Annotated in this window: 11 protein-coding genes; 3 read left to right on the top strand and 8 right to left on the bottom strand. The window is 37.5% G+C overall.

Features of this window, described 5'->3' with window-relative positions:
- The first annotated feature begins 195 nt into the window (after window positions 1-195).
- Window positions 196-597 carry a type IV pilin protein gene (locus OW492_RS05415; RefSeq protein WP_290038918.1) on the top strand — a complete coding sequence of 134 codons (402 nt, stop codon included), beginning with the start codon at window positions 196-198 and terminating at the stop codon, window positions 595-597.
- Between the two features lie 73 nt (window positions 598-670).
- On the opposite strand, the gene OW492_RS05410 is transcribed toward OW492_RS05415, so the two are convergent.
- Genes OW492_RS05410 through OW492_RS05390 form a run of 5 tightly spaced genes read right to left on the bottom strand, consistent with a single transcriptional unit; the run spans window position 671 to window position 8,117 of the window.
- Window positions 671-2,593 carry a transglycosylase SLT domain-containing protein gene (locus tag OW492_RS05410; RefSeq protein WP_290038917.1) on the bottom strand — a complete coding sequence of 641 codons (1,923 nt, stop codon included), beginning with the start codon at window positions 2,591-2,593 and terminating at the stop codon, window positions 671-673.
- Window positions 2,594-2,632: 39 nt separating this feature from the next.
- Window positions 2,633-4,225, bottom strand: coding sequence for an ABC transporter ATP-binding protein (locus OW492_RS05405; protein WP_290038916.1), 1,593 nt, complete (start codon window positions 4,223-4,225; stop codon window positions 2,633-2,635).
- Window positions 4,222-5,244, bottom strand: coding sequence for an ABC transporter permease (locus tag OW492_RS05400; RefSeq protein ID WP_354669223.1), 1,023 nt, complete (start codon window positions 5,242-5,244; stop codon window positions 4,222-4,224). Before OW492_RS05400 ends, OW492_RS05405 begins: the two co-directional genes overlap by 4 nt.
- A gap of 26 nt (window positions 5,245-5,270) precedes the next feature.
- Window positions 5,271-6,353: a microcin C ABC transporter permease YejB gene (locus tag OW492_RS05395; protein WP_290038914.1), complete on the bottom strand. Its 1,083-nt coding sequence runs from the start codon at window positions 6,351-6,353 to the stop codon at window positions 5,271-5,273.
- Entirely contained in the window at window positions 6,354-8,117 is a 1,764-nt protein-coding gene (locus OW492_RS05390) for an extracellular solute-binding protein (protein WP_290038913.1), read from the bottom strand. It lies immediately after the preceding gene.
- Window positions 8,118-8,489: 372 nt separating this feature from the next.
- On the opposite strand from OW492_RS05390, the gene raiA reads away from it, so the two are divergent.
- Window positions 8,490-8,900, top strand: coding sequence for a ribosome-associated translation inhibitor RaiA (raiA, locus tag OW492_RS05385; RefSeq protein WP_113817583.1), 411 nt, complete (start codon window positions 8,490-8,492; stop codon window positions 8,898-8,900).
- A 471-nt stretch (window positions 8,901-9,371) separates the two neighbouring features.
- On the opposite strand, the gene tyrA is transcribed toward raiA, so the two are convergent.
- Window positions 9,372-10,499 (bottom strand): bifunctional chorismate mutase/prephenate dehydrogenase, encoded by a 1,128-nt coding sequence (gene tyrA / locus OW492_RS05380; RefSeq protein ID WP_290038912.1) that lies wholly within the window; start codon window positions 10,497-10,499, stop codon window positions 9,372-9,374.
- 10 nt (window positions 10,500-10,509) lie between these two features.
- A complete protein-coding gene (locus OW492_RS05375; protein ID WP_290038911.1) occupies window positions 10,510-11,577 on the bottom strand; it encodes a 3-deoxy-7-phosphoheptulonate synthase in 1,068 nt (355 codons plus the stop codon).
- Window positions 11,578-11,851: 274 nt separating this feature from the next.
- On the opposite strand from OW492_RS05375, the gene OW492_RS05370 reads away from it, so the two are divergent.
- Window positions 11,852-12,967 (top strand): GNAT family N-acetyltransferase, encoded by a 1,116-nt coding sequence (locus OW492_RS05370; protein ID WP_290038910.1) that lies wholly within the window; start codon window positions 11,852-11,854, stop codon window positions 12,965-12,967.
- A gap of 4 nt (window positions 12,968-12,971) precedes the next feature.
- Here OW492_RS05370 and OW492_RS05365 read toward each other — a convergent pair whose 3' ends face one another.
- Window positions 12,972-14,969 (bottom strand): alginate lyase family protein, encoded by a 1,998-nt coding sequence (locus tag OW492_RS05365; protein WP_290038909.1) that lies wholly within the window; start codon window positions 14,967-14,969, stop codon window positions 12,972-12,974.
- Between the last annotated feature and the right edge of the window lie 5 nt (window positions 14,970-14,974).

The following is a 14,974-nucleotide window of genomic DNA, read 5'->3' as shown; positions in this document are numbered from 1 at the left end:
TGCTTCAGTGAGTATTAACTTAAATAGTGCCCAATACGTGTGCCATTTTCACTTACTCCCCCGCAATATGACTAACCATTCATCATAGAATACTTAGCTAAACTCCGCTGCAAGCTAATTTTAAAAATTTTTCTATACTCAAATAGGTTCATACCGCTTACGGCAATGCAGTAATCAGTACAAAAGGAGAGGGAAATGAAATGGGATCGTGGTTTTACCTTAATTGAATTACTCATTGCGATAGTTATTCTTGGCATCATTGTCAGTATTGCTTATCCTTCATATCAAAATTTTCTGCTAAAAACTCGACGAGTAGAAGCTCAAACAGAGCTCATTAAAGCGCAAGTAGAACAGAGTAGTTACCGCATCACTGAACCAAATTACAGCACGGACAACAATCAGATAGGCTTACCAACGACACATGACTTTTATACTTTTAGTATTGTTTCAGCATCAGCCCACACATACCTTTTAAAGGCGCAAATAAAAGATGGTAGTACACAAGCGAATGACCAGCTGATTTGCCAAACCCTGTATATTAATCAAAGCAATGTAAAAACAAGCGATGGGGAAAAAGAAAACACCGCTTGCTGGTAAAATTAATTACCCCAAAGCGGTGTTTAGTGCAACAGCCACAACTTAATATTGTAATGAGTAAAGTTGTTACGGGTTAATACCCGCTTGATAGCTCTTCACTTTTTAAGAACTTCAATGGCTTACCGAAAACATGTTGATAAATCACATTATAAGCGAGTACATTTTGTACGTAAGCGCGAGTCTCATAAAATGGGATAGTATCTACCCAGCTATCGATATCAATGCCTTTATTGCCTTTTTTCTTCTCTTCACTAGTCCATCTTTCAACACGGTGAGGCCCCGCATTGTAAGCTGCAGTGGCTAAAACTCGGTTACCGTCATAACGTGTTAATAAGCCATTAAAATAAGCGGTACCTAACTGAACATTTAATTCACCTTCATTTAATTGCTCTACGTTAGAATATTCCGTTAAACCAATTTTTTTCGCCGTTTCCTCTGCTGTCTTAGGCATTAATTGCATATAACCACTTGCACCTACAGGAGATTTTGCATGTTGATCAAAACTACTTTCACGACGAGTAATTGCATAAATATAGGTTGGCTCAACATCATATTGTTTAGCCGCTTCAACAAACAACTCAGATTTAGCATTAGGAAAACGTATGTTTAATGCATTCCAACTTTTTGAATTAATGCTGGCGAGTACAGATAAATATGGCCAATTTTTATTGTAAGCATATAACCCCAACTGCTGTTGTTTTGTTTTACTCTGGTTACTCAGTAATCGCTGCCATTGTCGTTTTGCTGGTACATTAAGTTCATGGTAAAGCAGTTCCTCAATCACTGATAACTCACTCTCTAAACCAGTTAAACTGCCCTTTTTCTCAACAATCGCCTGTGCGTTAAGTGAAAAGTCGACGCCAAGCTTTTGAGCTGCCATAAACCCATGGAAATTTCGGTTTTTAGCTACTTTCTCAAAAAGTGCATTTGCTTGTTCAGATTTACCTTTATTGGCTAATACACGAGCTTGCCAATATAACCAAGCCGATGAGTTGCGTTTATCATCAGGTAATTGAGAAATCCAAAATTCAATATTTTTCCAATCATCACGTTTAATAGCATAGCGGATACGTTGCTCAATCAGCGACACATTACCTAATTTACCTAGCTCATTATCTAACCAATTAAAATACTGGCTTTTATCTCGCTGTACAATAATTCGTGCAAACTGTGTTTTAACTTGTTTCTCTTCACTAGTTGTAAAAGCAATTTTTTTCGCATAGAAGTTATAGTATTCCATGGCTTTACCTAAATCTTGATTTGCTAGACGCTTGATCGTAGGTATTAAAAAGCTAAAACTTGGTGCTGAACGAGATGGGAATAAGTCACTGTTTAATAGTGTTTCAGGCTTTTCATGTAAGTCGTACAAGTTTTTAGCCAACGCTAATTTATCTTTATCCATTCTTGCCATTAAAAAGCGCATTAAACCACGCTTATTATTCACAAAGCCTAACTCAAAACGTTTCCACACATCATCTTGAGTTAGTTGGTTAGCGTCTTGATAAAACACATACACATCGTCACATGCGTTAGGTAAAGAAGTACTCGATAACCAATATTTCTGAGCATCAGGCCAAGCTTTTTCACTATTCCCTGTCGCAATAGCAGCCTCTAAATAATGACACTTCAACTGTCGATTATTAGGCATTCTCGGATAGGTGGTCATAAATTGAGCCCAGTCCTTTTCTTTTGACAAGTGAAATAGGTAGCTGCGTTGCAGATCATCGGCTGCAATCTTGCCTTTGTTTTTTGCAATAAAGTCCAGAACAGCTTGATCACTCACCGTATCCATATTTGCTTTCAAATAATAATAGTCAGCAAGATAAGCTATTGGGTAATCAGCTATTTTTTGAATATTTTGATTGGCTTTTTGCCACTCTTCTTTTTCTTGTAATGCTAAGGTTTCAGCAAAAACGTCTCGCTGCGCATCTAAACTTAATGCACTTGCGAAGCTTGATGTTGAAAATAACAAACACCCTAAGATTAATCTTTTCATAACACCTCAACATAAATAATAACTAATTAAAACATCATTTCACAAAACAACTGACGATAGCAACTCTTGAGTATAACTATGCTTAGCATTTTCAAATATCTCAGAAGTCGAGCCTTGCTCTACAACTTCTCCCGATTTAAGTACTAATACTCGATGACTAATTGCTTTTACGACAGATAAATCATGACTAATAAACAAGTAACTTAACCCCAGTTCCTGCTGCAAAGACTTTAACAATTCAATAATTTGTTTCTGAATACTTCTATCTAACGCCGACGTTGGCTCATCCAAGACAATTAATTTAGGCTTTAAAATTAATGCCCTTGCAATAGCAATACGCTGTCGTTGTCCACCAGAGAACTGATGGGGGTAGCGATTTCCAGCATCACTATCCAAACCAACTTTTAATAAAACTTGCTTCACTTCATCATCTATCGCTTGTTCACTGAGATGGTTATGTTCATTAAACACATGCAACCCTTCCGCCACAATATCTCGCACCGACATTCTCGGGCTCAAACTTGAGTAAGGATCTTGAAACACAATTTGTAGTTGTTGACGTACTCGCTGTAATTTATTTTTGTCTAACTTACTGACTATTTCTCCTAAATAAACCACTTCGCCACTATATTTATTTAATTGTAATAGTGACTGCGCTAACGTACTTTTACCAGACCCACTTTCACCAACAATAGCTAACGTCTCACCTTGATGAATGCTTAAAGAGACATCTTTTACCACATGTGATGACTTAATCACTTTTCCCCAAAAATTATTTTTAATAGGGAAGCTAACGTTCATCTTGTACGCAGTTAAGATAACTTTAGGATCAACTAATGCAGGCATTTCACCAGTAGGTACTGCATTTAATAAGGTTTTAGTGTATTCATGCTGCGGGGCTGTAAATACATCTTGTGTTTTTTGATACTCAACCTGTTGCCCCTTAGACATCACTAGTACGTCATCAGCAAACTGCCTAACCATATTCAAATCATGAGTAATTAATAAAATGCCCATATTGAGCTTCTTTTGCAAAGACTTTAGTAAAGCTAATATCTGCTTTTGAATCGTTGCATCTAACGCCGTTGTAGGTTCGTCAGCAATTAATAGATTAGGTTCATTTGCCAACGCCATTGCAATCATTACCCTTTGGCGTTGTCCTCCTGAGAGCTCGTGGGGATAGGCATTCAATCGCTCTTCAGGCCGTTCAATGCCCACTAGTTCCAATAGTTCAATCGTTCGTAGCTGTGCCTGCTTCCCTGTTAACCCTTTATGTAATAATAGTGTTTCACCAATTTGTTTTTCAATGCTATGTAACGGATTTAAAGAAGTCATTGGCTCTTGAAATATCATGCTGATTTTATTCCCACGAATCGCTTCTAACACTTGTTCAGGCTCACCCATTAATGATTGCCCCTGAAAGTAAATATGACCAGCAGGATGATGTGCGTGTGGATACGGTAATAATTGTAAGATAGATAATGCTGTTAACGACTTCCCGGAGCCACTTTCACCCACTATCGCTAATGTTTTTCCCTGTTCTAAAGTAAAACTAACATCTGATAAAATGGACTGCTCAGCAAAACTAACAGCAAGGTTTTCAACAGCTAACAACGGTATTTGCATACTCATAATGTTTTCCTTGGATCAAAGGCATCCCGAGCTGCTTCACCGATAAAGACCAATAATACTAAGATACTAGAAAGTGAAATGAATGCTGTAATCGCTAACCAAGGTGCATGCATATTATCTTTACCTTGTGAGATCATTTCACCGAGAGAGGCTGATCCTAAGGGCAAACCAAAGCCAAGAAAGTCTAAGGACGTCAAAGTGGTTAATGCACCTGTGAATAAGTAAGGCATAAAGGTAAGCGTCGCAATCATTGCATTAGGTAAAATATGTTTGAACATTATTTTACTATCTTTAACACCTAATGCTTTTGCAGCTTTTACATAATCTAAATGGCGTCCGCGTAAAAACTCTGCTCGCACCACACTCACTAAACTTGGCCAACTAAACACAATCATTAATCCTAATAACCAAGTAAACGTAGGCTCCACGAAACTAGCTAAAATAATCAGCATGAACAGCATAGGTAACCCTTCCCAAATTTCCAACAAGCGCTGCCCAATCAAATCTATTTTACCGCCATAATAACCTTGTATTGCCCCAACAATCACACCTATCACTGAACTGGCGATGGTTAACGCTAATGCAAATACCACTGATATCCGAAAGCCATAGATTAAACGTGCTACCACATCGCGCCCTTGATCATCAGTACCTAACCAATTCATAGCATCAGGTGCAGAAGGAGCAGCTGAAGTAAGCTCATAGTTGATAGAGTCATAATAAAAAGGGATCACCGGCCAAATCATCCAGCCCTCTTGATTAATTTTATTCGCCATGTAAGGGTCTCGATAATCTGTGGTGATATCAAAATCTCCCCCAAAAACTTGCTCAGGGATATCTTCAACCACAGGAAAATACCAATTCGACTGGTAAGAAACCATAATCGGTTTATCGTTTACCCACACCTCGGCAATCAAACTTAAAAAGAACAATAAGCTAAAAATCCACAACGAATAATAACCACGTTTGTTAGCTTTAAACTGTGCCCAACGTTGATGATTACTTGGATTTTTTCGCATTCGTTGCCAAGTTAATAATAACGACATTATTGCCCCTCAAATGTAATGCGTGGATCAATTAAGGTATAAGTAATGTCGCTAATTAACTTCAAGACTAAGCCCACTAAAGTAAAAATATACAACGAGCCAAAAATAACCGGATAATCTCGAGAAATAACTGATTCAAAACTCAATAACCCTAAACCATCTAATGAGAAGATCACTTCAATCAGCATCGCTCCAGTAAAGAAGATACCAATCAACGCGGCAGGCAATCCAGCTAATACTAATAACATAGCATTTCTAAAAATATGCCCATACAAAACTCTATTTTTCGAACACCCCTTCGCCCTAGCTGTAATCACATATTGTTTATTGACTTCGTCTAAGAAAGAATTTTTGGTAAGCATGGTTAAAGTGGCAAAACTGGCTAAGACGCTAGCTAAAATAGGTAAGGCTAGATGCCAAAAATAATCTTTAATTTGACCAAGCCAGGAGAGTTGCTCAAAGTTATCAGACGTTAAACCGCGCAATGGGAACCAACTAAAATAAGAACCACCAGCAAAAAGTACGACTAAAATAATCGCAAAGATAAAGGCAGGAATAGCATAGCCAACAGTAACAGCAGTACTGGTCCACACATCAAAACGACTACCGTGGCTAGTTGCTTTTTTGATCCCTAAAGGAATCGAGATAAAGTAAGCTAATAAAGTGGTCCATAATCCAAGTGAAATGGATACCGGCATTTTTTCATAAATTAAATCAATGACGCTTTTATCGCGATAAAAACTATCCCCAAAATCAAAGTTTATATAGCGCCATAACATGGAAAAATAACGCTCATGTAAAGGTTTATCAAAACCATACAACTTTTCCAAGGCTGCAATGTATTCAGGATCGACCCCCTGCGCACCTCGATATTGACTTTGCTTGTTTGCTCCTTGCTTTATCTCACTTTCAGTACTTGAAGTTATACGAGAACTGGCATTTGCATCAATACCTTGATACTTAGCAATAGCCTGCTCTACTGGTCCACCTGGGGCAACTTGTACAATGAAAAAGTTTAAGGTCATGATGCCTAACAACGTAGGAATTATTAACAGCAACCTTTTTAAAATATATTGCTGCATCTATTGCTCCTTATCATTATTGGATGAGATCGCTTCCTTTGACCACCAAGTATCTATACCAAGTTCATAATCGGGTGCAACCTTCGGGTGCTCAAATTTATCCCAATAAGCAATGCGCGAAGCTGGTAAATACCACTGTGGAATAACCATATCCTGCGATAATAATACTCGGTCTAATGCCTTGGTGGTCTCCACTAACTCTTGCCGGGTAGTCGCGGTAATGAGTTGATTTGTTAATGCATCAATGACAGGTGAACATATCCCTCCCCAATTGGATGTTCCCACTTGGTTAGCACTTTCACACCCCCAAAAACTCGCTTGCTCATTACCAGGAGAGATAGATTGCCCTTTACGTAATGACACAAGATCAAACTGAAAATTATTTAAACGATTAATAAATTGCGAAATATCCACTAAACGAATATTTGTTTTAATGCCTATTCGCTGAAGATTACGACGGAATGGATGAATAATCCGCTCGAAGTCATTGCTATATAACAAAAATTCAAAGCTTAACTGTTCACCCTGTTGATTTTGCATTTTGCTGTCTTTTAAGGTGTAACCCGCTTCTGCTAATAACGCCACTGCTTCACGCATTTGTGGCCTAACGTTGCCATCAGCGTTTGTTTGATTTTTGACTAGAGGAGCAAACACAGCGCGAGGGAGTTGATCTTGATAAGGCATTAAAATAGCTTTCTCAGTATCGCTAATCGTTGCTTGTGTTGCTAACTCAGATCCCGAGTAAAAACTCTCTATACGTGTATAAGCATTGTAAAATAGAGTTTTATTTGCCCATTCAAAATCAAATAATAATGAGATCGCTTTACGCACTTGAGGATCTTTAAACTTATCTCGACGTAAGTTGAACCAAAAACCTTGCATTCCCTGCGGATTCTTATCAGCAATTTGCTCTAATTTAATTTGGCCTGTATCGAACTGTTCCCCTACATACCCCGTTGCCCAACGCTTAGAAGAGCTTTCTAAGCGATAATCAAAAGCCCCAGATTTAAATGCCTCAAAAGCCACTGCATCATCACGATAATAGTCAAAAATTAGTTGGTCAAAATTATAGCGCCCTTTATTAACCGGTAAATCTTTTGCCCAATACCCCTCATTACGTTGATACACAACTTGCTTTCCCGCATCAAAATGCCCAACACGATAAGGCCCTGAACCGATAGGTATGATGAGACCACTTTTAGCGAAGTCTTTATCTTTCCAAAAGTGCGCAGGTAAAATAGGGATTTGCCCAATAATTAAAGGCAGCTCACGGTTTCCTAACTCTTTGAATTGAAAAGTAACCCTCAATCTATCATCCACAACAACTTTATCCACACCAGCATAATAGGAGCGGTAATGCGGCGCACCTTCTGTGGTTAAAATATCAAAACTAAATTTAACATCTTCTGCGGTAATTGGCCGACCATCCTGAAATGTTGCGTTAGGGTTAATTAAAAAACTCACAGAACCGAAGTCATCTGCGACCTTCACTTTTTCAGCAACTAACGGATATAAACTAAAAGGTTCATCACTAGACTGTTGTAATAACGTATCGTAGATGTAAGAAACACCTGCCGCGGCATTTCCTTTTACAATATATGGATTAAGTGAATCAAAACTACCAATTGATGCTTGTTTAAAAATACCTCCCTTAGGCGCATCAGGGTTCACATAATCAAAGTGTTGGAACTTGAAATCATATTTTACGTCCCCATACATACTAATAGCATCATGCCAAGATGCACTATGAGCAAAAAAACTCATTGTAAAAAGGGTGCAAAATATGTAACTGTGTATATGCTTAATCTGATTCATAAAACAAAGTAGCTCTAATAAAGTAATCGCACAAGAGTATTTAAGATATCAAATGATTAAGTTAAAGAAAGATTTTTAAACACAAAAACAGGAGATTAAAACTGAAATAAACAAATAAAACTCATTTATGATTTGTACAAACTAAGTATCGCAATTCAGCAAGTAAAAATTGCAATTTTTTTTAAAAAATATGCTTAGATCAAAGATTAAATTGGTTTATCGATAAGGCTTATTTTATGTGACTAAAATCACATTTAAATTAGATTGAAAAGCCTAATCTATTACTGAACACAATAAGTGTATAACTAAAAGGTGTCCTATATGAGAATTGAAATTACTAGCAAACAAATGACTATCACAGACACAATGCGCGCAAAAGTAGAGGAACGCTTCGAAAAGTTACAGAAACTACAAGTTTCACTAATCAAACCACACTTCATCATTACCAAGGAACCTAAAGGCGTCAAAATTGAAGGCACCATCGGTGTTCCAAACGGTAAAATATTTGCTCATGCAGAGCATGACGACTTATACGTTGCCATTACGCAACTATTCCAAAAAATCGAGCGTCAGTTAAACAAACACATTCATAAAGACGAAGCAAACCGAGCGAAAAATAACGGTAAAGAGTTATGTCGTAACGGTGAAATTTCAGGTGAGCCGATAGAAGAGCCAGAGGTTGAAATTGAATCAGATGCTGAAATCAAAATGAATAAAGAATTTGCTGCATAAAGACTTTGGCTTCAAAAAATAAGCCATTATAAAAACAACAAGGAGGCACATTGCCTCCTTTTTTGATCTTGCGATTCAACTTGCTTGATACTAATCGCAGTCATTTCCCCTGTTTTCTTAATAAAATAGTTTATTTTCTTGGCACTCGTCTTGGTCAAGGAACTATGACTTGATATCTCAATTTGAGCCTCAAACTAAATTACTTACTCTGTGTAAAGTTAACATCACTTATTTAATATAATAGCTATTTTACCAACTCCGATAATATGACCTATTTATGCTTGTTAAAATATATGCTAGCTGCGTTATTCACTTTGTCTTAGAATAACTAGTTACTGCAATCAAACTCTTGCTTTCATTCATTTTCGCTACGCCTAAATAGAGTAGTTATTTAATGAATTTACTAATATTTTTAAACTTTAGGCAATAAAAAAGGAGGCTAATGCCTCCTTGTATACTGTTTACTGATTATTATTTATTCTCGTAGTGGCGATTATCATGTGCCTGTTGCAGCATCACGCGGCTTTCATCTAAGAATAACGAGGAGTAATCGCCCATCCAGTTAGTCACAGACTTAAAACGCTCAATAAACTCTTCACGATTATTATTTTCCAATAGCTCAATAGCATCAGAGAAGTGCTTATGGTATCGCTTGATCATCGTTAAGTTATTTTTTTGCGATAGGATAATATCAGCATATAGTGCTGGCTCTTGTGCAAATAAACGTCCTACCATTGCTAACTCTAAACGATAAATAGGAGAGCTTAGATCTAATAACTGCTCTAAGTCTGCATCCACTTCTTGCAGGTGTACACCGTATACAAAACTAGTAAAATGACGTAAGGCTTGTATTAACGTCATCGACTCATCATGAGTAGGTGCAGCAACAGGATAAAGATGTGCACCCCATATTTTCATCTGCTCAATTAACCATTGGTATTTATCTGCGCCACGTCCATCACAGTAAACAATCACTTGTTTTGCAAAGCTAGAAATATCAGGACCAAACATTGGGTGCAAGCCGACTACAGGGCCTTCATGCACCGCTAACATTTCAGTCAAGGGTTCATCTTTAACACTGGTGATATCTGCTAAAATACAGTCTTTAGGTAAGAAGTTAAGCTGCTTAATTACATCTGTTGTTACATCAATCGGTGAACCAACAATCACTAAGCCCGCTTTGCTACAAATAACTTCTGCTTGATCCCAGTTAGTGCGACCTAATACGTCAACTTCGTAACCCGATAACTTAAACATCTCAACAAAACGTTGTCCTAATAAACCATTACCACCAATAATCACAATACGTTTCATATCAGGGTTAACTGTTTTAAAACCAGTTTCGTTTTCACTAGCGTAAGACTCACGCATAGTACGACGTAAGATATCTTCAATTAAATTTGCAGGGACCCCTTTTGCTTCAGCTTCTTCTCGACGTTTAGCCAGCATTGCAGCTTCACGATCTGGGGCATATATAGGTAAACCATGTTTAGTTTTTACTTCACCAACTTCACCTACTAAGCGTAAACGCTCAGCTAATAGATCAATAATTTGCTGGTCAACAGCATCAATTTGATCTCGTAATTTACTTAAAGGCATAATTTACTTCTTATCTAGTTTTGATAGCGTCTTTTAATAACACAGTCGCTTGCTCAAGTAGTTCACATGTTGTCTGCCAGTCAATACATGCATCAGTAACAGATACACCGTATTGTAACTTTTCAGCAGATAACGAAGCAGGCTGATTACCAGCATTAATGTGGCTTTCTAGCATAATACCAATAATTGATTTATTACCTTCAACGACTTGATGGAAAACATTTTTTGCAACTAGCGGTTGTAATTCATGGTTTTTGCTAGAGTTTTCATGGCTACAATCAACGATTAGGATCTCTTCCATATTCGCTTTTGCTAACGCCTGTTCGGCTAATGCAACATTGATCGAATCATAGTTTGGCTTACCGCCACCACCACGTAAAATCACGTGTCCATCTTTGTTACCCGCTGTTTGTAATAATGCACTTTGGCCAGCTTGGTTAATCCCCATGAAACGATGTGGAGATGAAGCTGATTGCATTGCATTTACAGCAGTTGATAGGCTACCGTCAGTACCGTTTTTAAAGCCAACCGGTGTTGATAAACCACTTGCCATTTCACGGTGAGTTTGTGATTCAGTGGTACGCGCACCAATTGCAGCCCAACTAAATAGGTCACCAATGTATTGTGGGCTAATTGGGTCTAACGCTTCAGTTGCAATTGGTAGACCTAATTCAGAGATCCAAAGCAGTAATTCACGTGCTTTTTTAAGACCTGTTTCGATATCAAAAGAATCGTCCATATGAGGGTCATTGATTAAACCTTTCCAACCAACAGTAGTACGTGGTTTTTCAAAATAAACTCGCATTACAATATATAGGGTATCTTTATATTGTTCATGTAACTCTTTCAAACGTGATGCATAATCTTTAGCTGCTTCAATATCATGAATAGAACACGGGCCACAAATAACAAGAAAACGCGGGTCTTTTTTGTGTACGATATTAGATATAGTTTGACGAGATTCATTAATGAATTGATACACACTATCAGAAGCGGGCAAAGACGCTTTAAGCTCTGCTGGTGTGATTAAAATAGTTTCTGATTGAATGTGGATATTTTCATTTTGTTGCGTAGTCATTTTACTCTCATTGACAATTAATAGTGAAAACATAATAGCATAGCAAAATAATAGATCATGCGATTAAACTGCAGAGGTCAAATAAATGCGGATTAAATTAAACTAATGCCTCTATTTACCTGTTTTCTTTTACAATAAAATATAATCTTTCTTCATATATTGGTTTAAATCACGATAATATTAAACAAAATTGCTTAGTTTCTACTTAATAAAAGAACACATTCTATCAATGTGATTTTTATAGCTAATTTGCAGATAAGGTATTTATTACAATATGTCAGTTATTACCTCTTATGTTATGACCTCGTGGTCTGAAATAAAAACATTACAAGCTAACTGGAATACCTTATTAGAACAATCTGATGCTGATAATATATTTCTCACTTGGGAATGGATGGAGAGCTGGCAAAAAACTTGCCCTTATGAAACTCAGTTATTTTTTATTGTATTAAAAGAAAATAACAAACCGATCGCTATAGCTCCCTTTTATATTCAACCTTACCGTCTCCTTAACACATTAACCTACCAAGTATTGCGTTTTGCTGGTGATCAAGGGATTGGTTCAGAATATTCTAATTTTATTGTGAGAAAACACGACAGTGTAAAACTAAAAACACAACTTTGGCAGACACTACGATTAAAGCAAGCCAGCTTCCATTGGGACCTTATTTGGTACACTAATGTATCTACGTGGACAGTTGGTGGGCAAAGCCTATTAAAGTCATTGGCACAAGTTCCTGAACTAAATACAGCTGCACGGGATGTTGATTTTGCGAACACCGATTTGACTCTGCTTTCGGATCAGCTCCTACCAGCTCTTTCAAAAAGCTTACGCACGAATATTAAGCAAACAAAAGGTTATTTAACCAACCATGGGAAATGGCAAGTAACCTGTTGTGAAGATCCTAATCTCCTGAGTACTGCATTAAACAAATTATTTGAACTACATAACTTACGTTGGCAGAAAGCAGGCCTTAAAGGTTCATTTCAGCGACGCCCAGAAATGGCGAGTTTCTATCAAGACTTTGCTCATAAAGCTTTACAAAAAGGTTGGTTAAGATTAGCTGAATTAACGTGTGATGGCGAAACCCAAGCAGTACAAATTGGTTATGTATATCGTGATCAGTTTTTTGCTTTACAAGAAGGTTTTAACCCTGAATTCCAAAAAGGCACAGGGCAAGTTTTACGTTACCATGTTATGAAAAAGTGTATTGAAGAGAGGTTAACTGATTATGATTTTCTAGGGCAATATACGAATCATAAAAGACGCTGGTTAGCTAAGCAGCGTAATGGCCAACACCTGCTTATTTGGCCAAATAAGATAAAAAATACACTCTTTAACTTTTTAACTATTTGGCCAACGGGGAAATATTTAAAACCAACTCGTTAGCAATTTATTTCCAGACAATACTAGTCACAAATTCACTATCTCGATTAATACCAGCATTAAGTACTAAAGTCGTAATAGGTACTTTTTGGTGGTAGCCACGACTCAACCAACCTATTGAAGGAATTTGAGCATCATCATTAGGTACGCCTTGTACTAGAGTTGCTTTAACTTGCTCAGGTAATGTAATCACTATCTCATTATCACCTAGTGTTAAATAGCAAATCCCCTCTTCAATACGTATATCCTGACAACATTCAGAGAAGTGAAAATAGATGGCAACTTGATGATGTGCTTGTGCTTTAACATGGTCAGTAATGATTATCTGTTGTTGTGTGATATCTAGTTCAACATCGCGTTGGTGAGTAACAGGTGATGCTAAACGTTGATAACCATCATGAGCAGCAACAATTTTTCCCCCACTATCTGTTGGAGACCATTCAATACAAGATGCCTGTGCATGCGATTCCCACATAAAAGGCCCTGTCATCACTGATTGATCTAACCCATCAATTTCTAATGTGTTATGTGCCTGTGTTTTGCGGAAATGATTACGCCATTCGGGAAAGCTGAAATAATCATAGGTACCTGTATCAACGAATAAATCATGCTGATTAATACGCACAACACAGCTTAAAGCATCCGCGTGACCATGAGCCGCAATCGCCGTATAACCTAACTCTGCGACATCCATTAAAATACTAGCTTGGTTGTTCTCGCTAGCCTTACCACCTTGTAGTAAATAGTAACCTGAATCCTCAAAAGCAGCAGAATTTAAACCAGAGTCTGCTAATACGCCTTGATTAATTTTTTCTTGTTTATTATTAAATAACCAAAAACTAGACTCACAAGCTTGAGTAGATGCGAAAATCGAATCATCATAAAAATAGCCAACGACATCAGTAAGCGCATTAATGTCATGTACATGATCTCCAAGATCTAATACATAACCATCATCTTGGTCGCCTAGCATAGGGTAATACTCGCCACCTTCAGCGATACGAACAACAAATTCCGATAAGCGTTTTAACGTATCCCAATAACTCTCAGAAAAATCGTCACCGGCCCACTTACCAGCTAAACCTGTAAAAAGATAAAACTGCAGTACAAAAAACTGATAGCTAAAGGCATGCTCTTTAGTACAACCATCGGCAAAGCTTTGCGCTACTATCTCTCTCTCCAGTACCCGCTTACTATTATTTTTCCAAATAGCGGCATCTTGTAACATTGAGAAATAACTGGCCGCAATATATACACCAGCAGCTTCTCCTACCAAATGATTGTTAGCAGAAGTACCTTGAGAGAATTTACTACTAACGTCACGACAATGTAGAAAAACACTTTCTAATAGGCGCGCTTTAAAGTCCCCTACAAATAATCCACTATCTTTAATCAGATCAATTGTCCAAACCCAATTGATTAGGCGAATTGCTAGCTCTAGAGGACTACGCCAATTCATACCTTTACCGTAAGGATTTTGATTCAGCCAGTCAGTTATTTGCTCAACAACTGCTTGTGCATACTTAATGTCTCCTGTGACTTGATAGGCTCTAGCTAGTACTACCATTTGATGGTGGCGATTTGGCTCCCAAACAAGCTTACAGTCACCATTAACCTTAAAGTCGCGATAGTTAACATCTAAGATATGACCAGTATTTGAATAGATATTCGCACTATGATCTTTATGCCAATTAATCGGAGTCTCTAGATGCTTATCCTGCAAATCAAAGTAGCTTAATCTATGTTCAATCACCATATCGGCTTTTGCTAATAAAGGGGTTTTCCACTCAGGCTTATGCTCTTCTAATTGCCCTTTAAAAACACTAAAACCAGGCATGAAATCTGAGCTAACCTGATAACCTTTTACAAACTGAACTTTAGGCACCCAGTTAAACTGGACTCTTATACGCTCTACCCAAGCAGCTGAAAGCGAGATAATTCGCCAAGTTATTTCGCTTAAACTCATCATCTGAATACGTTTAATGTACCAAGTTATAGATTGCATTGGAT

Origin of the sequence: Psychromonas sp. 14N.309.X.WAT.B.A12 (genome assembly GCF_030397575.1) — a bacterium.
GTDB lineage: Bacteria > Pseudomonadota > Gammaproteobacteria > Enterobacterales > Psychromonadaceae > Psychromonas.
Note: the sequence above shows the minus strand (reverse complement) of the source record. Positions and strands in the feature narration are given on the sequence as shown.